Annotated in this window: 21 protein-coding genes and 1 pseudogene; 7 read left to right on the top strand and 15 right to left on the bottom strand. The window is 62.1% G+C overall.

The features are described 5' to 3' along the window. Positions 1-2: 2 nt before the first annotated feature. From mdtN to SB772_RS04010, 3 genes are all read right to left on the bottom strand, one after another. Positions 3-1,058, bottom strand: a complete 1,056-nt coding sequence (gene mdtN, locus SB772_RS04000; protein ID WP_410831983.1) for a multidrug transporter subunit MdtN — start codon at positions 1,056-1,058, stop codon at positions 3-5. Between the two features lie 22 nt (positions 1,059-1,080). Then, positions 1,081-1,305 (bottom strand): YtcA family lipoprotein, encoded by a 225-nt coding sequence (locus SB772_RS04005; RefSeq protein WP_410831984.1) that lies wholly within the window; start codon positions 1,303-1,305, stop codon positions 1,081-1,083. A gap of 95 nt (positions 1,306-1,400) precedes the next feature. Then, the gene (locus tag SB772_RS04010) at positions 1,401-1,523 is read right to left on the bottom strand and encodes a hypothetical protein (RefSeq protein ID WP_410831985.1); all 123 of its coding nucleotides are present in this window, start codon (positions 1,521-1,523) and stop codon (positions 1,401-1,403) included. 440 nt (positions 1,524-1,963) lie between these two features. Between SB772_RS04010 and SB772_RS04015 the strand changes: the two genes are divergently transcribed. Then, positions 1,964-2,314 (top strand): hypothetical protein, encoded by a 351-nt coding sequence (locus SB772_RS04015; protein ID WP_410831986.1) that lies wholly within the window; start codon positions 1,964-1,966, stop codon positions 2,312-2,314. Positions 2,315-2,484: 170 nt separating this feature from the next. Here the strand turns inward: SB772_RS04015 and SB772_RS04020 are convergent, their stop codons facing one another. The 6 genes from SB772_RS04020 to SB772_RS04045 form a co-directional block, all read right to left on the bottom strand. Continuing rightward, positions 2,485-2,880: a DUF3331 domain-containing protein gene (locus tag SB772_RS04020; protein ID WP_410831987.1), complete on the bottom strand. Its 396-nt coding sequence runs from the start codon at positions 2,878-2,880 to the stop codon at positions 2,485-2,487. Positions 2,881-2,901: 21 nt separating this feature from the next. Then, positions 2,902-3,099 carry a hypothetical protein gene (locus SB772_RS04025; RefSeq protein ID WP_410831988.1) on the bottom strand — a complete coding sequence of 66 codons (198 nt, stop codon included), beginning with the start codon at positions 3,097-3,099 and terminating at the stop codon, positions 2,902-2,904. Beyond that, entirely contained in the window at positions 3,086-4,045 is a 960-nt protein-coding gene (locus tag SB772_RS04030; protein ID WP_410831989.1) for a helix-turn-helix domain-containing protein, read from the bottom strand. The genes SB772_RS04025 and SB772_RS04030 overlap by 14 nt, the downstream gene beginning before the upstream one ends. Positions 4,046-4,333: 288 nt before the next feature. Continuing rightward, positions 4,334-5,008, bottom strand: a complete 675-nt coding sequence (locus SB772_RS04035; protein ID WP_410831990.1) for a response regulator transcription factor — start codon at positions 5,006-5,008, stop codon at positions 4,334-4,336. Beyond that, the gene (locus tag SB772_RS04040) at positions 4,998-7,199 is read right to left on the bottom strand and encodes a PAS domain S-box protein (protein WP_410831991.1); all 2,202 of its coding nucleotides are present in this window, start codon (positions 7,197-7,199) and stop codon (positions 4,998-5,000) included. Before SB772_RS04040 ends, SB772_RS04035 begins: the two co-directional genes overlap by 11 nt. A 223-nt stretch (positions 7,200-7,422) precedes the next feature. After that, positions 7,423-7,806 (bottom strand): response regulator transcription factor, encoded by a 384-nt coding sequence (locus SB772_RS04045; protein WP_410831992.1) that lies wholly within the window; start codon positions 7,804-7,806, stop codon positions 7,423-7,425. A gap of 242 nt (positions 7,807-8,048) precedes the next feature. On the opposite strand from SB772_RS04045, the gene SB772_RS04050 reads away from it, so the two are divergent. The 6 genes and pseudogenes from SB772_RS04050 to SB772_RS04075 form a co-directional block, all read left to right on the top strand. After that, positions 8,049-10,397 carry an FdhF/YdeP family oxidoreductase gene (locus SB772_RS04050; RefSeq protein ID WP_410831993.1) on the top strand — a complete coding sequence of 783 codons (2,349 nt, stop codon included), beginning with the start codon at positions 8,049-8,051 and terminating at the stop codon, positions 10,395-10,397. Continuing rightward, positions 10,390-11,784, top strand: coding sequence for a cytochrome ubiquinol oxidase subunit I (locus tag SB772_RS04055; RefSeq protein ID WP_410831994.1), 1,395 nt, complete (start codon positions 10,390-10,392; stop codon positions 11,782-11,784). Before SB772_RS04050 ends, SB772_RS04055 begins: the two co-directional genes overlap by 8 nt. A gap of 16 nt (positions 11,785-11,800) precedes the next feature. Then, positions 11,801-12,790, top strand: coding sequence for a cytochrome d ubiquinol oxidase subunit II (locus tag SB772_RS04060; protein ID WP_410831995.1), 990 nt, complete (start codon positions 11,801-11,803; stop codon positions 12,788-12,790). A 3-nt stretch (positions 12,791-12,793) separates the two neighbouring features. Continuing rightward, complete coding sequence (locus tag SB772_RS04065) at positions 12,794-13,687, top strand: bestrophin family protein (protein ID WP_410831996.1); 894 nt, start codon at positions 12,794-12,796, stop codon at positions 13,685-13,687. Positions 13,688-14,013: 326 nt separating this feature from the next. Beyond that, complete coding sequence (locus SB772_RS04070) at positions 14,014-14,175, top strand: DUF1328 domain-containing protein (protein WP_410831997.1); 162 nt, start codon at positions 14,014-14,016, stop codon at positions 14,173-14,175. 335 nt (positions 14,176-14,510) lie between these two features. Then, positions 14,511-14,600, top strand: a pseudogene (locus SB772_RS04075) (VapC toxin family PIN domain ribonuclease); the annotation flags it as partial. Positions 14,601-14,674: 74 nt separating this feature from the next. Here the strand turns inward: SB772_RS04075 and SB772_RS04080 are convergent. The 6 genes from SB772_RS04080 to SB772_RS04105 all read right to left on the bottom strand — a co-directional run bounded on the left by SB772_RS04080 (position 14,675) and on the right by SB772_RS04105 (position 21,801). Beyond that, positions 14,675-16,093, bottom strand: a complete 1,419-nt coding sequence (locus SB772_RS04080) for an MFS transporter (RefSeq protein ID WP_410831998.1) — start codon at positions 16,091-16,093, stop codon at positions 14,675-14,677. Positions 16,094-16,261: 168 nt separating this feature from the next. Then, positions 16,262-16,525: a hypothetical protein gene (locus tag SB772_RS04085; protein ID WP_410831999.1), complete on the bottom strand. Its 264-nt coding sequence runs from the start codon at positions 16,523-16,525 to the stop codon at positions 16,262-16,264. A gap of 57 nt (positions 16,526-16,582) precedes the next feature. Beyond that, positions 16,583-17,239, bottom strand: a complete 657-nt coding sequence (locus tag SB772_RS04090) for a sarcosine oxidase subunit gamma (protein ID WP_410832000.1) — start codon at positions 17,237-17,239, stop codon at positions 16,583-16,585. Further along, positions 17,229-20,231 (bottom strand): sarcosine oxidase subunit alpha family protein, encoded by a 3,003-nt coding sequence (locus SB772_RS04095; RefSeq protein WP_410832001.1) that lies wholly within the window; start codon positions 20,229-20,231, stop codon positions 17,229-17,231. The genes SB772_RS04090 and SB772_RS04095 overlap by 11 nt, the downstream gene beginning before the upstream one ends. Next, a complete protein-coding gene (locus SB772_RS04100; protein WP_410832002.1) occupies positions 20,228-20,542 on the bottom strand; it encodes a sarcosine oxidase subunit delta in 315 nt (104 codons plus the stop codon). The genes SB772_RS04095 and SB772_RS04100 overlap by 4 nt, the downstream gene beginning before the upstream one ends. A gap of 14 nt (positions 20,543-20,556) precedes the next feature. Next, positions 20,557-21,801 (bottom strand): sarcosine oxidase subunit beta family protein, encoded by a 1,245-nt coding sequence (locus SB772_RS04105; protein ID WP_410832003.1) that lies wholly within the window; start codon positions 21,799-21,801, stop codon positions 20,557-20,559. Positions 21,802-21,819: the final 18 nt, after the last annotated feature.

The following is a 21,819-nucleotide window of genomic DNA, read 5'->3' on the forward strand; positions in this document are numbered from 1 at the left end:
TGTCAGCTCGCGGTGCGCTGATCATGCTGGCCAACCGGGTGAAACGTCGCGACCGCGGAAGTACCGATGCGAAAGAGGCCCGGTTCCGGGTCCGTGACGAGAATCTTCACGGGGAAACGCTGTGATACGTGGACCCAGTTGATACTGCGCTGCACTTGCGGCAGGCCTTGAGCAATACTCCCGCCATCTTCGGGCGACACGCCGAATCCGACCGAATCAACTTTCCCCTGAAAATGCCTTGATGTGTTGCTCATCAGATAAAGGGTGGCCAACGTGCCGGGCTGAACTTTCGCGAGTTCCGTCTCGCGCAGATTCGCGACGACATACCAACGGGTCGTGTCGATCAAGGTAAACACGGGCGCGGAGGTGGACGCGAACTGACCGCGCGTGGTGCGAAGCGATACGACGACACCGTCGAACGGTGCCCGGACTGTTGCGTATTCGAGGTTCAGCTCTGCAGAGGCGATTTCTGCCTGCACGACCGAGCGCTGGGCTTGCAGCGCATCCACCCCGCTGACGGCAGCCATCGCCTCGCGCGCCTGAAGTTCGGCCGACGCGAGTTCCGCTGCGGTGCTTTGCGCCGACGTGCGCGCCCGGTCCAGCTCATCCGCCGACACATACCCCTTTTCCACCAGTGGCTCCATCCGCTGCAGTGTGTCCGCAGCCTGCTTCGCGGCGGACCGTGCCTGCTCGACGCCCGCGCGTGCAGCCGATGCCTTCAGTACCTGCGCGTTGACCGACCTTTGCGTCAGCATGATCTGTTCATCCAGTTGCACGAGCGATGCACGGGCCTTGTCGAGTGCATCCTGGAAGGGGCGCCGATCCAGTTCGAAAAGTAGATCGCCTTTTTTCACGCGCTGGTTGTCACGCACTGCGAGCGTTACGATCCGCCCCGCTACTTCGGGGACGACGTTGATCGTATCCGCGTACACATAGGCGTCATCGGTTCGGGGTTCGGTATCCACGCGCCAGACCACCACGATCCCCAACACGATCGCGACCAGCAATAGAAGACCCGTCAACAGCTTCTTCTTTGGGTTTTGAGCACTTTCCGCCATGTGTTCCCACTCTCGATAGACGTCAGAAGAACAGCAACCAACCCGCGAATGCCAGCAACGCGACCAGTGCCGGATAAGCAACTGCTGGCGGACCGAGCCACTCGTCGAGCGACGCGCGTCGTAACAGCAGGCGGATCAGGACTGCCCCCGCCACTGCAGCGACGATGCAGAAGAGCCAATCAGGGTAATACGCACCCAACACACTCGTCGATGGAGACCTGGTGCAACCTTGCAAAAGGAGCACCATCCAGATCACCCGCACGAAATACGATTTGTGAGCGACGCCTATGCAACGACGTCCACCTTTCTGGCTACCTACCGTCACAGACATCACCGTTGTGTTCAGAGAAAGTTACGCAACCACTGCTCCACCGGGTGCGGAACCCGGTCGGGAGCACCATAAATGCGCTTCACGCCCGCCTTTTCTAGCGCGCCCACCATGTCGTCTGCAGCCATCTTTGCCATGTCGCTTCTCCGTTCAGATTAAAGTCTTCGCTGCTGGCGTGGCACTTCGCAGTCAGCCTTGAAGCATGTCTGGATTCTAGCGATCGCCTGTCATTGCCTCTTTCGCAGTCGCACGGTCTTTGTCTGCATGCACGAGTGTGGACATCCGTACCAAAGAACCTGTACGGCTACCCGGTTGGTCGATGTCCACATATGTCGCTGATCGGCGGTTAGCGAACGCTGCGCGACCACAGACATCCGGTCGCGCATCCGTCGGTAGTTCAGGCCACCTCGATTCAAAGCGCCGGTTTTCAAACCGTCGTCGCATGCGGGTGCGATTAGACAAAGCGGCGTGCTAGCGCGAAAGAAAGGACCGGTTCGCACGACGATACTCGATTCATGTCCAACCACTTCCTCGCGCGCCTTGCATGTGGTCCAGAGCGCACTGCGGAGAACGCACAATGAACGCAATCAGATTTCCGTGGTTCCGAACCGGTTACGTCGCGGCAGCCCTTTGCCTGACGATCGGTGCAGCATGCGCGCTACCGGCACCAGGGTTGATGCGGGCGTTCATGACTGTCGGAGCGGACGTTCAACTGCCGCTCGAACGCGTAGCCGCAGATAACCCGGAGCCTTCGCAAGTCACGGATCTGTCGAAGCCGCTGCACACTCCCGCTTTGGAATCCGGACATACGCAATCGTCGGTTTATTCGCGGCAGCAGAGCCGCCACCGCGCGGACGCCAGTGCGCGCGCGCCACGTCATACGCCCGCCTATCAGCGGACGATTACGGATTTCAAGTATTGGACGTAATGGTGCGGCGAGTCGGTGTTGATGGCGCGGATGGAAGCGCATCAGCCGCCACACGGTTAGGACAAGGTAGTTAGACAAAAGCTGGCGATACTCGTAGAGAGAATCGCCAGTCTTTGTCTGTGCATTACGACTGCAGGAATTCCAGCAAGTTTGCTTTCAGCCGGTCTGCATCAGGTTTCTGTTACATCGTCGAGAGCGGACGTCAGGATCATTGCGCCGGCATTGCGCGGCACTGGCCGGCAGGGACGCGGCTTGTACACCGCGTCGCCGCGACGAATCGGGCGCCCGCTCATCGCACAGACGCCCTCGGTGCGAGCGCGCGACGAGCACCAGACCTGGTCGCCGTAGCAACACCGGGTCGAGTCACGCCAGGAGATGGTTGCCGTCGAAGACGTTGGCCGGTCCAACAGGCTCACCCTGACGCCGTGAAGCACCGTGCCGTCCACGTGACGCGCCCTGTTGCTTTCATTCAGCCCACTGCCGCAGCCTTTCGACTCGCCTGCGGGCACGGACAACAGGCCAATGGTTTGCATCCATGGATCGATGATGTTTGCGTTTGCCAGCATGTCGCGACTCCTGTTTAAGGGTTACCTGATCGAATGGTTTTGTACGGCGGCTATCGCGAGCGGGTCGCGGCATTTACAGACCGCTTGGCCGTGCGCATAGGCCGTCACAGAGGTCTCGTCGGCTTCGCGGCTGTCGTCGTTGGACGATGAATCGCCGGTGTGCTTCAGAAATGCCTCACTGATCGCGAGAAACGAATGAACGTGCTTATTGAGCGCCATTCGCTTTCATCCTCCAGCAATAAGGTGTCTCGCCGACGAAGCGTTTGAACACAGTCGTGAAATGCGCTTGCGAGCGAAAGCCGCAACTCAGCGCGACATCGAAGACGTTGTGCTTCGAGTTCAGCAACAGATGCTGTGCGTGTTCGATCCGGCGGCGCAGCAGGTATTCATGCGGACGCAAGCCCGTCGCGCGCCGGAATTGCGCGGCGAAATGCATGCGGGTGAAGCCGGCGCTCGCGGCAATGTCGGCGAGGCCGATCGCTTCGGACAGGTGCGCATCGATGTACTCGATCACGCGGTTCATGCGCCACTGCGGCAACGCGGCCCCTTCGCGGTCCTGCGTGTTCGACACAGTGAATTGACGCGCGACGATGCGCGACACGATGGCAAGACCGACACTTTCAGTAAAGACCTTGTCCACCGCGGCGTCGCCGGTCCGTGACACGACGAGCGCCTGTCCAAGCCGGTCGAGTGCGGGATCGCGGATCAGCTTCGGGTCGCCAAGTACGATGTCGCCCGCATGCGGACGCTGGAACAGATCTTCGTAGCACTCCGCGAGAACTTGCTGCGACGCGAACAGATGCAGCACGTCGACAGGCGATTCGAAAACAGCGCTGACGGGCACGGCGGGCGCCGTGACCTGAACCGCGCCCGCCGTCACCCGCCCTTGCATGAGCCTGCGGCCCCCATGATTAAAGGTCAGCGACACGCATTTCAGAGCCAGGCCGATGCAGTGATCGGACTCGTTGCCGTGATTGACGACTTCGAGCGGCGTGGTGATGTTGCGCGTCCAGCGCGACACAAGCACATCGCCATGCTGCCGGTGCGACGGCGCGCGACACGCGCGCGGGCCGCGCCATTGATCCTCGGTGTCGATTGCGCTGGCGATGCGTTTCGGCGCGATGTCGGCACCGGGTTCAGGATACGGGAGCAGCGAGCTGGCCATGATATTTCCGTCCGATAGAGTGATCTGCCTGCGGTCGAAACACCGACACCGCGATGACTCAAAGTTAATCAAACGGAGCGCACGTGCCTAGCCGTACATACGGTTGCCTACGGCGTCGAATGGGTGGGTCAACCTATATGAAGGTTTAATGCGGGTAGCGAAATATGTGGATGCAATAGGTGAGCGACGGCGACCGTTGGCGCACCGGAGCGTCACATTGCGAGGGATTCGAGGGAAAAACGAACGGCGATGCGGTTTCGCCGTTCGGGAGGCAAATGCCTGCGCGATTCAACCGCGCTGAACGCGCGGTGGCGTAGTGATGCCTTGTGGTGATTTGACGCCGAGTGCTTCCGCCTTCAGCACGAAATCGGCAAGCGAGCGTGACTCCATCTTCTTCATCGCCTGACCGCGGTGAATCTTCACCGTGATTTCACTCACCTTCATTTCGGCGGCGATCTGCTTGTTCATCAAGCCGCTCGCGACAAAGGCCATCACTTCGCGCTCGCGCGGCGTGAGCGACTTGTAGCGGCGGCGCAGATCCGCGACCGAGCGGTCCGCCTGGCGACGTTCTTCATCCTTGCCGAGGGCAGTCGCCACGGCGTCCAGCATGTCCTGGTCGCGAAATGGCTTCGCGAGAAAGTCCATCGCGCCGGCTTTCATCGCCTTGACCGACATGGCAATATCGCCATGCGCGGTCATGAAAATAATCGGCACACGCAATTCACCCGCCGCGATCTGTTCCTGCACGGCGAGGCCACTCTGCCCTTTGAGCCGCACATCCAGAATCAGACAACTCGGCACATCCGGCATCTGGAACGCAAGAAACTCATGTGCGGACGCGAACGCTTCAACCCGCAAGCCCACCGAGCGCAACAACAGACTGAGCGCTTCACGCATCGACTCATCGTCGTCGACGACATAGACAATCGAGTGACTCGCGGCGTTGCCCGTTTCACTGCTCATGACAGGTTCCCTCATCGAGCGGTAGAAGGAACTGCAGCACAGCACCCTTTCCCTCTTGCGATTCCGCCCAAATGCGGCCACCGTGCGCCTCGACAATCGAGCGGCAGATCGACAGTCCCATTCCCATGCCTTCCGCCTTCGTCGTAAAGAATGCGTTGAAAAGCCGCCCGGCATTCTCTTCGCTGATGCCCGTGCCGGAGTCTTCTACGATCACCTGGGCGTGCCGCGCATCGAAGCAGCGCGTGCGGATCCGCAATTCCCGCGGCCGTCCCGTGATACCCGACATCGCCTGCACGCCGTTCATCACGAGGTTAATGATGACCTGCTGCAACTGCACACGGTCGGCACACACTGACGGCGGCGGACACGCATAATCGGCATCCACTTCGACACGGTGCCCATCCAGTTCACGTCGCACCAGTTCGATGGATTCTCTCACTATAGCGTTCAGATTGAGTATCGCGTGACTCGGATCGCGCTTTTGCGCCATCGATCGTATCTGGCGGATCACATCGCTCGCGCGCCTGGCGTCGCGAATCATCTGATTAATCGACTGTCCGACTTCCTTCAGATCGGGCTGCGAACGGTTCAGCCAGCGCAGGCCGGCGTCGCCGCACGTGGCGATCGCCGCGAGGGGCTGCGTGACCTCGTGCGCGATCGACGCGGCCAGTTCGCCGAGCATCGTCACGCGCGTCACGTGCGCGAGCTCGGCCGTCGAGCGGTCGAGCGCTTCCTGCGCCACCTGTCGTTCTGTCACGTCCATCAGCGCGCCGACGTACTCGGGATTCGCCGACTGCGGTGCCGCAAGACGCGCGACGTAATGCACATATTTGACACTTCCATCGGGCATCGCGAGGCGATGTTCGACGTCGACGATCGGCGCGCCCGCGCCGTTCGGCTGATAAGCGTGCCTGACGAGCGCGATGTCTTCGGGATGCGAGCGCTCGAGGATCAGCTGGAAACTGGGTGTGACGTGCTTCGAATAGTCGAGGATCTGATACGTTTCGTCGGACCACCACATATCGCCGCCAGGCAGTTGCGTCGCAATGCTGCCGGTGCGGCTCAGGCGCTGCGCATCCGACAGGAATGCTTCGCTGCGCTCGAGCGCCTGCTCTGCCCGCTTGCGTTCTTCGATATCGGTATTCACGCCGTACCAGCGCAAAATGTTGCCGGCATTATCGCGCAGCGGTTCCGCGCCGATATGCATCCATCGGTACACCCCATCGCTGCGCCGGATGCGCGCGACGTTTTCGAACGGCGCACCCGTTGCAATGGCTTCTTGCCAGGCGTGCTGCGCCGCGGCGTAATCGTCCGGATGAAGGATCGAGCGCCAGATATCGCCACCATTTTCGGCACGCGTTACGCCCAGTTCGTTCCAGCGCCGGTTGATGAAGCCCAGCCGCCCGTCGCTCGACGAACTCCAGACCATGCCCGGAATCGCATCGATAGTCGCGCGCAATTCGTCCTTCTGGCGCTGCAGTTCGCCTTCCATCTGCTTGCGGACGGTGATGTCGTTGTTGGTGGCGAGCACGGCGCGCGGCTTGCCCTTCGCATCGCGCCACAGTGCCAGGCGGCTCGAAATGATGACGGTGGCGCCGTCTTTGCGCACGCGCTGCAATTCTCCTTGCCAGTGGTCCGAACGCAAAATCTTGCTACGAATCTCGCCGAGTGAGACTGACGAGCGGGTTCGCGTCAGCTCATGAATCGGCCAGCCGATTGCCTCGTGCGCGGTCCATCCGTAGAGTGCTTCCGCGCCGTGATTCCAGAACGTGATCAGATCGTTCATGTCGTACACGACGATTGCGTCATGCGTCAGATCGAGCAACTGCAACTGTTCCTGCAGTGTCGCGGTATTCTTCTGATTACGCATCGCCAGCACCGACGTCGTGACGATGGCGAGCAGGCTGACAATACAGCGCTCAATCGCGCCGCTCGGGTAGTGCCCGTCATGCGCCTTCACAAACGCGATTAACGTGAACGCCACGCAGCTCCATGCGGTGAGGATCGCAGCAGGCCGCGACCGTGTCGATGCGACGAGCAGCACCACGACCACATACAGCACTGCAATCGCGTTATCGTGCGGCATGAGCGCGTCGATCAGGAATACGACCAGCGCGATGGCGGCCGCGAGAACGCACAGCAGGCGCGCGTCATGCCGCATCGGTTCGTCGGAGCGTGAGCGGAATATCATGACGACGATTGAGCGCGCCGCGCAGGAAGGCGGGAGGCTAAACGGCGCGATGTTGGCATAAGCATTCGAGGCAAACGTTCGTTGACGAGTGCCGGAACCCTGTCTCGCGCCGCAAGAACGGCACATCAAAGTCAGACATGCAGGACACCGACCCATTTAATCCGGTACTTATTCTATCTGAATCCTTCAATATCCAATAATCAAGGCCCGCTGCTAGCGGACTTCAATGAAGCTCGCCGCCTTCGGCCTGGAGCGTTTCGAGGCAACGCGACACGACCGCGCCATCAACAGGTTTGCTCAGTACGCACATCGCTCCGCTGTCCAGCGCCTGACGGCGCACCGTTTCCGATACGAAAGCGGAGATGAAGATGATCGGCAGCGTAATCCCGCCGTCGAGCAGGCGCCGCTGCATCTCGAGCCCGGTCATGCCAGGCATCTGCACGTCGGAGATGATGCACGCGACCTCGCCGATCTGGCCGGAGGCGAGGAAATCTTCGGCCGACGCATAGAGCCGGACATCCCAACCCAGTGAACGAACCAGGCTCGATGTGGCGATGCGGACGGATTCGTCGTCGTCGATAATGGAAGCTATCCGATGGGTGTGCAAGCGACTTATCCTCTGCCATACATGCGATTACGGCAGCACGATGTTGTCTCGCCCGCCGTTCAGCTGTTCCCATCTTATGGAAAAACCCCTGCCGCGAACATCATATGTGTGTATAGGGTAAGGCCTCCACGCTTACGTTGCGCGTGCGAATTCGAAATCGACGGGCATTTGCAAAAGACCCCGCCTTTCCGGACGCCGATGATGGCATCCAATGGCTCGCTGAGAGCGGAAAGGAAATCGATATGGCCAAGAAAAAGCAGGTGATACGCATCTACAGCGAGCCGGCCGGCGGCTGGGGCGCGCTGAAGGCAACGGGCGAAGCGCTCGCGTTGCAGGGCGTGGCGGTGTCGGGCGCACGCACGCTGTTGCACATGAATCAGCCAGAGGGCTTCGATTGCCCGGGCTGCGCATGGCCCGATCCGAAGCATACGTCGTCGTTCGAGTTCTGCGAGAACGGCGCGAAGGCCGTTGCGTGGGAAGCGACGGCCAAACGCTGCACGCCGGAGTTCTTCGTGGCGCATAGCGTCTCCGAACTCGCCGCGTGGGACGACTACGACCTCGAAATGGCCGGCCGCCTCACCCACCCGATGGTCTATGACAACGCATCGGACCGCTATCTCCCGATCGAATGGGACAACGCGTTCGCGTTGATCGCGCAGCATCTGAACGCACTCGATCATCCGGACCAGGCCGATTTCTACACGTCGGGCCGCGCATCGAACGAAGCAGCTTTCCTCTATCAGCTCTTCGTGCGCGAGTTCGGCACGAACAACTTTCCCGATTGCTCGAACATGTGCCACGAAGCGACGAGCGTCGGCTTGCCGCAGTCGATAGGCGTCGGAAAGGGCACCGTGCTGCTCGAAGACTTCGAACACGCGGACGCGATTTTTATCTTCGGACAAAACCCCGGCACCAACAGCCCGCGCATGATGAGCGACCTGCATTCGGCGTCGCGGCGAGGCGCGAAGATCGTGTCGTTCAACCCGTTTCGCGAGCGTGCGCTGGAACGCTTTGCGTCGCCCCAGAACCCCGTCGAAATGGCGACGCTCGGCTACACGCCGATCAGCACGTTTCTCTATCAGGTGCATGTGGGCGGCGATGTGGCCGTGCTCAAAGGGATGATGAAAGCGATCGTCGAAGCCGACGACGCCGCGCTCGCCGCCGACCAGCCGCGCGTGCTCGACATCGAGTTCATCGAAGGGCACACGCACGGCATCGACGCGCTGCTCGCGGATCTGCGCGAAACGTCGTGGGAGGCGATCGTATGTCAGGCCGGCCTCACGCGCGCCGACATCACGAACGCCGCGCAGATCTACATGCGGGCGAACAACGCGATCCTCGTCTACGGCATGGGTTTGACGCAACACCATCGCGGCACCGAAAACGTGCAGCAGATTGCGAATCTCGCGCTGCTTCGCGGCAATGTCGGGCGGCCGGGCGCGGGCATCTGCCCGGTGCGCGGACACTCGAATGTGCAGGGCAACCGCACGGTCGGCATTACGGAGAAGCCGTCTGCGCAACTGATCGAAGGCATCGAGCGCGCATTCGGCTTCAAAGCGCCGACGGCACACGGCAACGACGTGATCGCGACGCTCGACGCGATGATGTGCGGCGACGCGAAGGTGTTCATCGCGCTAGGCGGCAACTTTGCAGCGGCGATCCCAGACTGGGTGCGCGTGCAGGCCGCGATCCGCAAGCTGAATCTGACCGTGCACATCGCGACAAAGCTCAACCGCAGCCATCTGGTGCACGGCAAGGACGCGCTGATTCTACCCTGCCTCGGCCGCACCGAAATCGATATTCAGGCCGACGGCCCGCAATCGATCACGGTCGAAGATTCGATGTCGATGGTGCATGCGTCTGCTGGCCGCAATGAACCCGCGTCGCCGTATCTGCGCAGCGAACCGGCGATTGTTGCGGGCATCGCGCGTGCAACCCTGGGTGAAGACTCGCGTGTGCCGTGGGAACAACTGGTCGCGAGCTACGACCGCATTCGCGATACGATCGAAATCGTCTTTCCGATGTTCCAGGCGTATAACGAGCGCATTCGCGTGCCGGGCGGCTTTCATCTGGCCTCGACAGCCCGCGAACGCGTATGGGCCACGCCGACAGGCCGTGCCAATTTCCTCGTCTTCAAGGGGCTCGAGGAAAACCCTTACCACAACGATCCCGACGCGCTGTGGCTCACGACAATGCGCAGCCACGATCAGTACAACACCACGCTCTATTCGCACTCGGACCGCTACCGTGGCGTGTTCGGCCAGCGCGATGTCATTTTCATGAATCCGCGGGAGCTGCAAAGGCGCAACCTGCATCCGGGCGAACGCGTCGACATCGTTGCGCTGTCGACCGACGGCATCGAACGGATCATCCGCAGTTTCAAGGTGATCGAGTATTCGCTGCCCGACGGCTGCTGCGGTGCGTACTACCCTGAAGCCAATCCGCTCGTGCCGCTCTATGCATTCGATCCGCAAAGCCGCACGCCTTCGTACAAATCGGTGCCGGTCAAGGTGGTACGCGCCGCCGCTGTCGGTCCGGATTCCGCCACGCGTGCCGTAGTGCTTGGACATGAGGATACTCATCATGCTTAGTCACGTACTCGAACTGTCGCGTGCGCAATTTGCGATGACCGCGATTTTTCACATCCTGTGGCCCATTCTGACGATCAGCCTCTCCGCGTTTCTCTTGCTGCTCGAAGTGCTGTGGCTCAGAACGGGCGAACTCATGTACTACCGGCACGCGCGGTTCTGGACCAAGCTGCTGGTTCTCAACTTCGCGGTGGGCGTAGTCAGCGGCATTCCGATGGAGTTTCAGTTCGGTACCAACTGGGCGGGCTTTTCGCAATTCAGCGGTCAGTTCATCGGCAACATTCTCGGCTTCGAAGGCGCGATGGCGTTCATGCTCGAAGCGGGCTTCATCGGCGTGATGCTGCTCGGCTGGGGGCGCGTGCCGCGTGGTGTGCATCTGTTCGCCACCGCCATGGTGGCGCTGGGGTCGAGCATCTCGGCGTTCTGGATCATGGTCGCCAATTCATGGATGCAGACGCCCGCGGGCATTTCCATAGTCGACGGCAAGATCGTCGTGACCGACTACGTGGCCGCGATCTTCAACCCCGATATGGCGTGGGGTGTATCGCACATGTGGGTTGCGGCGATCGAGACGGGCATGTTCGTGATCGCCGGGGTCTCGGCATGGAACCTGTTTCGCCGACGCAACCCGGAGTTCTTCGCGCGCTCGTTCAAGATCGCGTTGACGGTGCTCGTTTTCGTAGCGCCGCTACAGATCTGGCTCGGCGATTCGAGCGGCGTGAGCGTGTTCGAATCGCAGCCGGCCAAGGGCGCGGCAATCGAAGGACACTGGGACACCAACAAGCCCGGAATGGGCGCGGCCTGGTCGCTGCTCGCGTGGCCGGATCAGGAGAAGCAGCACAACGACTGGTCGATCGAAGTGCCCGGCATGCTCAGCATCCTCGGCACGCACTCGCTGCACGGCAAGGTGAAAGGGCTGACCGATTTCGCGCGCGCCGATCAGCCGCCGATGATTGCCCTCCTCTACTACGCGTTTCGCGCGATGGCGGGCATCGGCTTCGCGTTCATGCTGCTCGCGTTCTGGACGGCCTATGCGCTGCGCAAGGCGCGCGGCAGCCTCGCCGCCCTGCTCGCGCAACGCAAGCTTCTGCTCGCGTGGGTGCTGTGCATTCCGTTGCCGTATGTCGCCGTGGAAGCGGGCTGGATCGTGCGTGAAGTGGGACGCCAGCCGTGGATCGTGTACGGGCTGCTGCGCACGAAGGACGCAGTTTCGACTGTGGCTGCATCGTCGGTATCGATGAGTATGGCGATGTTCTTCGCATTTTATGTCGTGCTGCTGGTTACGTTCTTCGTCCTGGCGCGCCGATGGCTGCGCACCGGCCCCGATTTGACGAGCACACCGCCCGCCGCCGTCGCCGCACAAACGCCGACGACCGTCTCCGGCTACTAGATAACGAGGTTGATTCATGGATAGCTCCACTCATTCGATGCTCGCTGTCACGTGGTTCGGCTTGCTCGGCCTGATGCTGATTTTCTACGTGGTCACCGATGGCTTCGATCTCGGGGTCGGCATACTTAGCCTGTTACGCAAGCGCCGTGAAGACCGTGATGTGATGACGCAGGCGATCGGCCATGTTTGGGACGCAAATGAGACATGGCTCGTCGTGCTGGGCGGCGGCCTGTTCGGCGCGTTTCCCACCGCGTACGCACTGCTGCTGCAGGCTTTGTATCTTCCCGTGATGGCGCTGATCGCCGGTCTCATCATGCGTGGCGCGGCGATCGAGTTCCGTCATAGCGTCGACCATGGCCCGCTGTGGGACAAGGTGTTCGGTTTAGGCAGCCTGATTGCGGCTGCGTCGCAAGGCGTCGTGCTCGGCAAGATCATCACGGGGTTCGTGCCGGGCGAGCTTAGCGACCTCTTCGTCGTAGTATCGGCGATTGGCGTGGTGGCGGGGTATTCGCTGCTGGGCGCGACCTATCTGGTCAACAAGACAGTTGGCGCGATCGAACAATGGGCGCGACGGCTCGCGTTACTGAGCGCCATGCTGACCGTGATGGCCGCCGTGCTGCTGACCGCTGCGACGTGGCTCTTCAGCACGGTCGGGCACGACCGCTGGTCGCAGCCCGGTGTATTGCATCTGTTGATCGCGCTCGGGGTGGCCGCGGCACTCGCATTTGCGTTGATTATGGCGTCGCTCTATCTGGGCAGTGCGCGCGGGCCGTTCCGCGCGTCGGTCGCGCTCTTTATTCTGTCGTTCGCGGGTCTTGCCGTCAGTCTCTTTCCCGACTTCATTCCGGCCAGGCTGGGCATCATCGAGGCTGCATCCGACTCGCCGACGCTCGTCTTCATGCTGATCGGCATCGGCCTGATTTTCCCGGTAATGATCGGCTATAACCTGTACCAGTACTACCTCTTCCGCGGCAAGGTGGTGGGCGGTGCGCATGCGGGAGAGTGAGGGATGATCGTCCGGTCGCACCAGAACTGGCTGCGGATGCTGTTCGTGTGGGACGGCTCGGTCTTGCGATCGATCGTTCCGCAACTCGTGTTCCTGTTCTTCGTCGCGATGTTCGCGCTCGTCACGGACGGCACGCTGTTCGGCGAAAAGGTTCCGCTGAACACGACGCCGTTCACGTTGATCGGGCTCACGCTCGCGATCTTTCTGGCGTTCCGCAATAACGCAAGCTTCGAGCGCTATATCGAAGCGCGCACGCTGTGGGGCGGCGCGCTGATCAGCTCGCGCGCACTCGTGTCGACGGTGATCGCTTACGTTCCCGAAGACTATCCAGGCTTCGACCGGCAGGCGTTCGTGCGCCGCGTGATCGCATTCTCGACGCTGCTCAAGCATCAGTTGCGGCATACCGAGCCGCGCGCCAATCTGCCCGTTCAACCTGATCTGCACTATCCGGCCGTCGCAGTGGTGCACGAGTTGCGCGAACGGTTAGCGAAGCTCGTGCAGAAAGGCGCCGTCGATCACACGGTTGCGTGGACATGGAACCGGCAGCTCGACGAGTTGATGAACGTAGTGGGCGGTTGCGAGCGGATCGCATCGACGCCGATTCCGTTCCCTTATGCGGTGCTGCTGCATCGTACGGTCTACACATATTGCCTGATGCTGCCGTTTGGGCTGGTCGACTCGATCGGTATCGCCACGCCTCTGATTTCCGTGTTCCTGTCGTATACCTTGCTCGCGCTCGAAGCGATTGCAGGGCAAATAGCTGAACCGTTCGGCACGTCGCCAAACAGCCTTGCGCTCGATTCGATCGTCCGGCACATCGAGCGTTCATTGCTCGAAATGTGCGGCGAGCCGGTGCCGCCACCCGTGACTGTCAAGGCGCATTATGAACTGACGTGAGCCCGTATCACCGCTGAACGAATTTTTTCTGCTCCACTATCAAGCTCAACGCGAATCTTCCGAAGAAAATTCCAATTGGTCTGGCCCTGTGTCCTGCAAGGCGCCGTTTGCCCCTGTCCGCCTATATCGGCGCTTGAGGCACAGCGCTTGCTAAATCCGGGCGTCCGGACGACGCGCGCCGTGCCCTCGGCGGCACGGTATGCAAGCGGACCTGCAGGGTGTGCCGCACTTCATGAACAAGGCGCGCGGCCAGTGCAGCGCCACGCCATACCACCCGGCCGGCGTTGCATCGACAGCCATCGCTCACTACAAGGAAGGAGGTCGCCATGCTTCACTATGCAGTCGTATTTTTCGTGATCGCCATAATTGCCGCCGTGTTCGGCTTTACTGGCATCGCGGCCGGCGCGGCGGAAATTGCGAAGATCCTGTTCTACATTTTCCTGGTCGTGTTCGTCGTTACGCTGCTGCTCAGCCTGTTCCGAACGTAGGCGCGAGACCGACGTCGGCACGCCCGAACCCGAACCGGATGAGATGCCCGGCTCACCAGGCGATTAAACGAGGATGGCGACGTCGTCGTTGTCGCGCACGCCGGCACTTGCCGCGCCAATGTATAACTTGCATCGCCTTGTAAAGATTAATCACGCGATTACTCACCTTCGCTGCACCGACCACCAAAGGGAGTGTCATGGCGCTTTTTCAAAGGAAGTCCATTGCGGCACTGCAGACCGAAGCCCCGCGTACCGAAGAGGAACTCCAGCAACGCGGCGAGCATGCGCTCAGGCGCACCCTCTCCGGCCTCCTCGGCATCGGCTGCATCATCGGTGCAGAGGTGAATTCCCTGCTGCTGGTTTCACGCAACACAAAGGACTTTCCTGCGGATGAACCCGGCGTGCGGGTACCCTACAACGTCTAAGGCGTTGAACGAAAGGAAGTCAGAGGCCGCGGGAAACTCGCGGCCTCTTTTTTACACCTTGGTCCGGCAAGCGTTCAATCCCGCACCGGACTCAGCACCCCATGCGCGTCCGATTCGACCGCCTCGGACACCAGCGCCTCGAGCGCCAGCCCACGCGTTTCGATACCGAGTATCCACACCGCCGCAGCGGCGATCACGAAGCACATCGCGCCCAGCGAGAACACGCCGCCTTGCCCGAACATCGGCAGCACAACACCCACCACATAAGGGCCGATCAGCGAGCCCACGCGGCCGATCGCCGACGCGAACCCCGAACCCGTCGCCCGCGCGCCGGTGCCGTAAAGCTCCGGCGTGTAGGTGTACAGCACGGCCCACATCGCGAACAAAAAGAACTGCATGGCAAGCCCGGTGCAGATCAGCAGCGTGGGCGTTTGCGCGTGCAGCGCGGTCTGTCCGTAGACATAAGCCATTACCGCGCTGCCGGCGAGCGACGCGATGCAAGTGGGCTTGCGGCCCCAACGTTCGACCAGCCACGCGGCGCACAGAAAACCCGGAATGCCGCCGAGCGAAATCAGCACCGTGTACAGCACCGACTTCGTCACCGCAAAGCCGGCCTGCTGCATCAACGCGCCGAGCCACGACGTGAGTCCGTAGAAACCGAGCAACGCGAAGAACCATAGCGTCCACACCATGATCGTGCGGCGCCGGTAGGCCATGCTCCAGATTTCGCGGAACGCGCCCTTGCCTTTCACCGCCGGTGCTTCCTGCAGCATCACGGGCGCGCGCAACTGGCTCAGCCCCGCCGCTTTCATCACCTTCGCTTCAACTTCCGCAAGCACTTTGTCCGCTTCGGCGATGCGCCCGCGATGTTCGAGCCAGCGCGGCGATTCGGGCACGACGCGGCGCACGATCAGCACGAACACGGCGGGAATCGCGAGCAACGCGAACTCGGTACGCCAGCCGAACTGCGGCAGCACGAAATACGACACCACGCCCGCCGTGATGAAACCAAGCGGCCAGAAACCGTCCATCAGCGCGATCAGCCTTCCGCGTGAAGCCGCCGGCACGAATTCGGACAACAAGGTCTGCGCGATCGGAAATTCCATGCCCATGCCCAAGCCGAGCAGCACGCGATAAAAGATCAGCGCATCGACGCTCTGCGCGGTCGAGCACAGATAGGACGCGAACCCCCACAGCACCATGCTCCACTGAAACACCGGGCGCCGCCCGAAGCGATCGGCCAGCAATCCGGCCATGGCCGCGCCGATCACCATGCCGAAGAAGCTCGAACTCGCGACCAGACCTGCCGTCGCGCTCGACAAACCGAATTCGGTTTTGATCGAGCCGAGCACGAAAGTCATCGTGCCGAGATCGACTGAATCGAAAAAGAACGCGACGGCGATGATGATGAAGATGGTCCGGTGATAACCGGAGAACGGCAGTCGTTCGAGTCTGGCGGCAGCGCTCGCGCGCGGCTGAAAAGCAGTAGACATGTCATCCCCTCGTTGATGCGGCGTCTGCCGCGTGGGTGTTCCGATCCGTGCATTTCAGTAGACGCCGACATAAATCGGCCACATAGAAGAAATACGTCAACCGGATGGAACGGGGGCGTCGTTCTCGCGCGCATCACGCACGCGAGAACCGGGCATCAGAGGCGAAGATCAAGGGCGAAGCCGGGCACGCGCGGCGCCGGCAATGCGCGCAAGCGTGTCCGCGCTCAGCCGCGCGGCGATTTTCCGGACGTATTCGTGGTGCCGCGCCTGCAACGGCGCGCCGAGTTGCTGCGCAAGCAGATAGCGAATCAGGGCGATGCGCCGATGCCGCAACGCGATGCTCTGTTCGAGCAGCGCGAGCGCGGCGTGCGCATCGCCCTGATTGCACGCGCGCTCGGTGAGGCGCGCGGTGGCCAGACGTGTCGACGTCATGTCAGTCAGGAGCCGGGAGCGCCGCGAGCGATGCTGACGAACACCGCTCGCACGGCCTCACGACATCAGCGGCTCGGCCGCGTCGAGCATGATCTTGACGAAGTAGTCCGCAAAGCTGCGGCGCACGACGATATCGAAGCTGTCGGCGCCGGTGGGCAGCAGCGTCATCGATGCCTTGAAATAGTGGCTCTGCGCGCACTGTTCCAGGCCAAACAGCTTCGGATGCAGGTCCAGCGGGCAGCCGCGCGCCAGCACCTCACGCGTACGGGTGCCGCTGATTTCAAGCACCGTATAGCCGCTGCCGATGTCCACCGCATTGGCGAACATGCCCGCAAACGCCGTCTCGAGCTTCGCCTGCAACGGCGCGGTACGGGTCGCATCGTGCGCGACGGCTGAGCGCACCAGCCATTCGTCGGGTCCGAGCCAGAGCATGTCGTAGCCATTGCCTCGGGCAAGAGTGTTCGGCTTCTCGGGCGGCAAGCAACCGATCACGCTTTCCACCGCACGCATGAACGTGGCATCGCGCGTATCCCCGCGCACGTTCACGAGTTCGAGAAACGGCCGCTCGCTCAACCTGAACGCCGCCGACGCCACCGCCTGATGCTTCTTCAAGAGCGCATCCGCACCCACCAGCGGCGACTCCTGCCACACGCCATTTTGCTCGCCGACAGCGCGGTTCACGGCCGACTGCGCGCTTCCTGTTTCATTCCACATGTTGACGTGCTCCTTCGCTGTCGTAGAACACCGAACTGGTGACCTTGGCCGCAATCTGCTTGCCGCTCGCGAGCGGAATCGTGACCGTTTCGCCGATCTTCTCGAGACCGCCCTTCACCACCGCCATCGCAATCGAACGCTTCAGGATCGGGCTGTAATAGCTCGACGTGACGTGACCGAGCATCGGCGCGGTATCGCCCTGGAACGGACCGGCGACGATCTGCGAGCCTTCGGGAATCACGAACGACGGGTCGTCCGCGAGCAGCCCCACCAGTTGCTTGCGCCCCGCCTTGGCGGTGTCGGAGCGGGTCAGGGAGCGCTTGCCGAGAAAGTCCTTCGACTTCGCGACCAGCCCGCCCATGCCGAGGTCGTAAGGCGTCATCGAGCCGTCCGTATCCTGGCCGACGATGATGTAACCCTTCTCCGCGCGCAACACGTGCATCGTTTCAGTGCCGTAGGGCGTGATATCGAATTCCGCGCCCGCCGCCATCAGCGCTTCCCACACCGCGCGTCCGACGTTCGCGGGCACGTTCACTTCATACGCGAGTTCGCCCGAGAAGCTGATGCGCATCACGCGCGATGCCGCGCCCGCCACGGTTCCTTCGCGATAGCTCATGAACGGGAACGCAGCGTTCGCGAAGTCGATATCGTGGCAGACCTTCTGTAAGACCTTGCGGCTGTTCGGCCCGACCACCGCGAAAGTCGCCCAATGATCCGTCACCGATGCGAGCCGCACGCGCATGTCCGGCCACTCGGTTTGCAGCCAGCGCTCCAGCCACGTGAGCACGCGCGCCGCGCCGCCGGTGGTGGTCGTCATCATGTAGTGCTGGTCGGCGAGGCGCACGGTCACGCCGTCGTCGAAGATCATGCCGTTTTCGTCGAGCATCAGGCCGTAGCGGCACTTGCCGACTTCCAGCTTGCTCCACGGATTCGTATAGACCCAGTTCAACAGCTTGGCCGAGTCCGGGCCCTGGATATCGATCTTGCCGAGCGTCGAGGCGTCGAGAATGCCGACGCTCGTGCGCACCGCGAGCGATTCGCGCGCGACCGCCGCGTGCATGTCCTCGCCCGGCTTCGGGTAATACCAAGGACGCTTCCAGTTGCCGACGTCCTCGAACGCCGCGCCGTTTTCCACGTGCCATTCGTGCACAGCCGTTTTGCGCACCGGATCGAGAAACTCGCCGAGCTCGCGGCCGGCGAACGTACCGAACGTGACAGGCGTGTAGTTCGGGCGGAAGGTGGTCGTGCCGGTCTCGGGAATCGTCTTGCCGAGCGCCTGCGCGAGAATCGCCATGCCGTTGATGTTGCCGAGCTTGCCCTGGTCGGTGCCGAAGCCCATCGCGGTATAGCGTTTCACGTGCTCGACGGATTCGAAGCCTTCGCGCGCGGCAAGGAAAATATCGGCCGCCGAGACGTCGTTCTGGAAGTCGACGAACTGCTTCGGCCCACGCGTGGCAAGCTCGCGGCCGCCGACCAGCCACAGCGGCTGCATCCGCGCCTCGGTGATTTCAGCGACCTGGACCGGATTCGGCCGCGCGACGATATGGCCGGCCGCGCGCGCCGCCTCTACACCGGCATCGACCGCGAAGCGAATGCCCTGTCCCAGCGTGAAGTCGCCCGCGCAAGCGCCGACGCTCGTCTCCGCCTGCATCGCCTTGCCGGGCACGAAGCAGGCTTTGTCGTCGTGCCAGTGGGCCTTGCCGCCCGACTGCGCGAACAGGTGAAGCACCGGGCTCCAGCCGCCGGACATCGCAAGCAGATCGCAGGGCAGCTGGCTCTGCTTTGTCCCGACCTGTCCGTTCGAATACGACGCGACGTCAACCGACGACACCCGCAGCTTGCCGTGCGCCGCCGTGACGGCCACGCCATTCATCACCTTGACGCCGTAGCGCCGCGCGAGCGCGGGCAGCGTGCCCTTCGACTCGCCCGTGCGCGGATCGACCACGGTCACCTGTGCGCCGGCCGCTTTCAGGTCGAGCGCGCATTGATAACCGTCGTCGTTGTTCGTGAACACCACCGCATTGCGTCCCGGCAACACCGCATAGCGATGCAGATACGTCGACACGGCCGAGGCCATCATCACGCCCGGCAGATCGTTATTGCCGAACACGATCGGCCGTTCATGCGCGCCGGTCGCGAGAATCACGCGCTTCGCGCGGATCTTCCACATCAGTTCGCGCGTGCCCTTTCGCTGCGACACCGGCAGATGTTCCGTAAGACGCTGCGTAACCGTGACCAGGTTGTGGTCCTGATAACCGAACGCGGTGCTGCGGCACAGGATCTTCACATCAGGCATCTGCCGGAGTTCGTCTTCGATCTTCTGCACCCATTGCAGCGCCGGCTTGCCGTCGATATCCGTGCGGCAGGACAGCAGCGAGCCGCCGAGTTCAGGCTGATCGTCGACCAGCGTGACGCGCGCGCCCGACAGCGCCGCCGCATGCGCGGCCGCGAGCCCCGTCGGGCCGCCGCCGACCACCAGCACGTCGCAGTGCGCAAAGCATTTGTCGTAGCGGTCCGCATCGGTTTGCTCGGGCGCCTTGCCGAGACCGGCCGCATCCCGAATCACTTCTTCGTACTTCGGCCAGAACTTGCGCGGCCACATGAAGGTCTTGTAGTAGAAGCCCGCCGGAATGAAGCGCGCGAACTTCTGGTTGATCGCCATCCGGTCTTTCTCGATGCTCGGCTTCGCGTTCACGCTGTTCGCGACGAGCCCCTGATACAGCTCCACTTCGGTAGCGCGCGCGTTCGGCACCGTGTAAGCGCCGGTTTCGAGCTGCACGATCGCATTCGGTTCTTCCACACCCGCCGTGACGATGCCGCGCGGGCGGTGATACTTCCAGCTGCGCGCGACAAAATGCAAACCGTTCGCGAGCAGCGCGGACGCGAGCGTGTCGCCCTGGTAGCCCTGATACTTCCGGCCATTGAACGTGAAATTCAGCACGATGGCGCGGTTGATGCGCCCGCCGCTGGGGAGTCGGTCTTGCTGGCTCATTGTGACTTGCCCTCGTGTGTCTTGGCCTCGTTGTCATCCATGGCGAGCTGCGGACGCTCGAACGTCTCGTAGCCCTGGATTTCGTAGCTCACCGTGTCGCGCTGCGCCTTGAACCAGCGTCGGCAACCCTGCGTGTGCAACCATTGCTCACGATGTACACCGCGCGGATTCTTGCGCATGAACAGGTAGTCGCCCCACTCCTTGTCGGTCAGCTTCTCGGTGTCGGGCGGGCGCGCGATATCCGCTTCGCCGCCGCAGGAAAATTCGGTTTCGGCGCGTGGCCCGCACCACGGGCATTCGATCAGCAGCATCTGTTTTTCTCCTATCAGTGCGCGACGGCGGCAGCGCCGTGCTCGTCGATCAGGTGGCCGGTGTAGAAACGGTCGAGCGAGAACGGCGCGTTCAGCGGATGCGGCTCGTCTTTCGCGATCGTGTGTGCATAGGCCCAGCCCGAACCCGGCGTCGCCTTGAAGCCGCCGGTGCCCCAGCCGCAATTGAAATACAACCCCTTCACGTCGGTCTTGCTGATAATCGGGCAAGCATCCGGCGACACGTCGACGATGCCGCCCCATTGGCGGTTCATCCGCACGCGGGAAAACACCGGGAACATTTCGACGATCGCTTCGAGCGTGCCTTCGATGATATGGAAACTGCCGCGCTGCCCGAAGCCGGTGTACTGATCGACACCCGCGCCGATCACCAGATCGCCTTTGTCGGACTGGCTGATGTACGCGTGCACCGCGTTCGACATCACCACCGTGTTGACCACCGGCTTGATCGGCTCCGACACCAGCGCCTGCAGCGGATGGCTTTCGAGCGGCAAGCGCACACCGGCCATGTCGGCGAGCGTCGACGTATTGCCCGCCGCGACGATCGCGACTTTCTTCGCCTTGATGAAACCCTTGGTGGTATCCACGCCGGTCACCTGGCTGCCGTTGCGGCGAATCCCGGTGACCTGGCAGTTCTGGACGATGTCCACACCATGTTGATCCGCGCCGCGTGCAAAACCCCACGCGACCGCGTCGTGACGCGCCACGCCGCCGCGGCGCTGAATCGACGCGCCGAGCACCGGATAGCGGCTGTTGAGATTGATGGTCGGCTCGATTTCCTTGATCTGCTCAGGCGTCAGGAATTCGGCATCGACGCCGTTCAGCCGGTTCGCGTTCACGCGCCGTTCGGTATCGCGCACGTCCTGCAACGTGTGCGCGAGGTTCATCACGCCGCGCTGGCTGAACATCACGTTGTAGTTGAGATCCTGCGACAGCCCTTCCCACAGCTTCATCGCCTTTTCGTAAAGCGCGGCCGATTCGTCCCACAGGTAATTCGAGCGCACGATAGTCGTATTGCGCGCCGTATTGCCGCCGCCGATCCAGCCTTTCTCCAGCACCGCGATGTTGCGCACGCCGTGCTCTTTCGCCAGGTAATAGGCCGTGGCCAGACCGTGCCCGCCGCCGCCGACGATCACGACGTCGTATTCGCGCTTGGGCTCGGGGCTCTTCCACTGACGCTCCCAGTTCTCGTGATACGACATCCCGTTGCGCAACAGGCTGAATATCGAATAGCGGCTCATCTTGGGTCCTTGTCGTTA

It is taken from the genome of Paraburkholderia sp. SIMBA_030, assembly GCF_046535245.1.
In the GTDB taxonomy this organism is placed as follows: Bacteria; Pseudomonadota; Gammaproteobacteria; order Burkholderiales; family Burkholderiaceae; genus Paraburkholderia.

What these genes read in the sequence shown, in the direction of transcription:
- mdtN (WP_410831983.1), bottom strand. Translation starts at nt 1,058, where the DNA reads ATGGCGGAAAGTGCTCAAAACCCAAAGAAGAAGCTGTTGACGGGTCTT.
- SB772_RS04005 (WP_410831984.1), bottom strand. Translation starts at nt 1,305, where the DNA reads ATGGTGCTCCTTTTGCAAGGTTGCACCAGGTCTCCATCGACGAGTGTG.
- SB772_RS04010 (WP_410831985.1), bottom strand. Translation starts at nt 1,523, where the DNA reads ATGGCAAAGATGGCTGCAGACGACATGGTGGGCGCGCTAGAAAAGGCG.
- SB772_RS04015 (WP_410831986.1), top strand. Translation starts at nt 1,964, where the DNA reads ATGAACGCAATCAGATTTCCGTGGTTCCGAACCGGTTACGTCGCGGCA.
- SB772_RS04020 (WP_410831987.1), bottom strand. Translation starts at nt 2,880, where the DNA reads ATGCTGGCAAACGCAAACATCATCGATCCATGGATGCAAACCATTGGC.
- SB772_RS04025 (WP_410831988.1), bottom strand. Translation starts at nt 3,099, where the DNA reads ATGGCGCTCAATAAGCACGTTCATTCGTTTCTCGCGATCAGTGAGGCA.
- SB772_RS04030 (WP_410831989.1), bottom strand. Translation starts at nt 4,045, where the DNA reads ATGGCCAGCTCGCTGCTCCCGTATCCTGAACCCGGTGCCGACATCGCG.
- SB772_RS04035 (WP_410831990.1), bottom strand. Translation starts at nt 5,008, where the DNA reads ATGAGCAGTGAAACGGGCAACGCCGCGAGTCACTCGATTGTCTATGTC.
- SB772_RS04040 (WP_410831991.1), bottom strand. Translation starts at nt 7,199, where the DNA reads ATGATATTCCGCTCACGCTCCGACGAACCGATGCGGCATGACGCGCGC.
- SB772_RS04050 (WP_410831993.1), top strand. Translation starts at nt 8,049, where the DNA reads ATGGCCAAGAAAAAGCAGGTGATACGCATCTACAGCGAGCCGGCCGGC.
- SB772_RS04055 (WP_410831994.1), top strand. Translation starts at nt 10,390, where the DNA reads ATGCTTAGTCACGTACTCGAACTGTCGCGTGCGCAATTTGCGATGACC.
- SB772_RS04060 (WP_410831995.1), top strand. Translation starts at nt 11,801, where the DNA reads ATGGATAGCTCCACTCATTCGATGCTCGCTGTCACGTGGTTCGGCTTG.
- SB772_RS04065 (WP_410831996.1), top strand. Translation starts at nt 12,794, where the DNA reads ATGATCGTCCGGTCGCACCAGAACTGGCTGCGGATGCTGTTCGTGTGG.
- SB772_RS04070 (WP_410831997.1), top strand. Translation starts at nt 14,014, where the DNA reads ATGCTTCACTATGCAGTCGTATTTTTCGTGATCGCCATAATTGCCGCC.
- SB772_RS04080 (WP_410831998.1), bottom strand. Translation starts at nt 16,093, where the DNA reads ATGTCTACTGCTTTTCAGCCGCGCGCGAGCGCTGCCGCCAGACTCGAA.
- SB772_RS04085 (WP_410831999.1), bottom strand. Translation starts at nt 16,525, where the DNA reads ATGACGTCGACACGTCTGGCCACCGCGCGCCTCACCGAGCGCGCGTGC.
- SB772_RS04090 (WP_410832000.1), bottom strand. Translation starts at nt 17,239, where the DNA reads ATGTGGAATGAAACAGGAAGCGCGCAGTCGGCCGTGAACCGCGCTGTC.
- SB772_RS04095 (WP_410832001.1), bottom strand. Translation starts at nt 20,231, where the DNA reads ATGAGCCAGCAAGACCGACTCCCCAGCGGCGGGCGCATCAACCGCGCC.
- SB772_RS04100 (WP_410832002.1), bottom strand. Translation starts at nt 20,542, where the DNA reads ATGCTGCTGATCGAATGCCCGTGGTGCGGGCCACGCGCCGAAACCGAA.
- SB772_RS04105 (WP_410832003.1), bottom strand. Translation starts at nt 21,801, where the DNA reads ATGAGCCGCTATTCGATATTCAGCCTGTTGCGCAACGGGATGTCGTAT.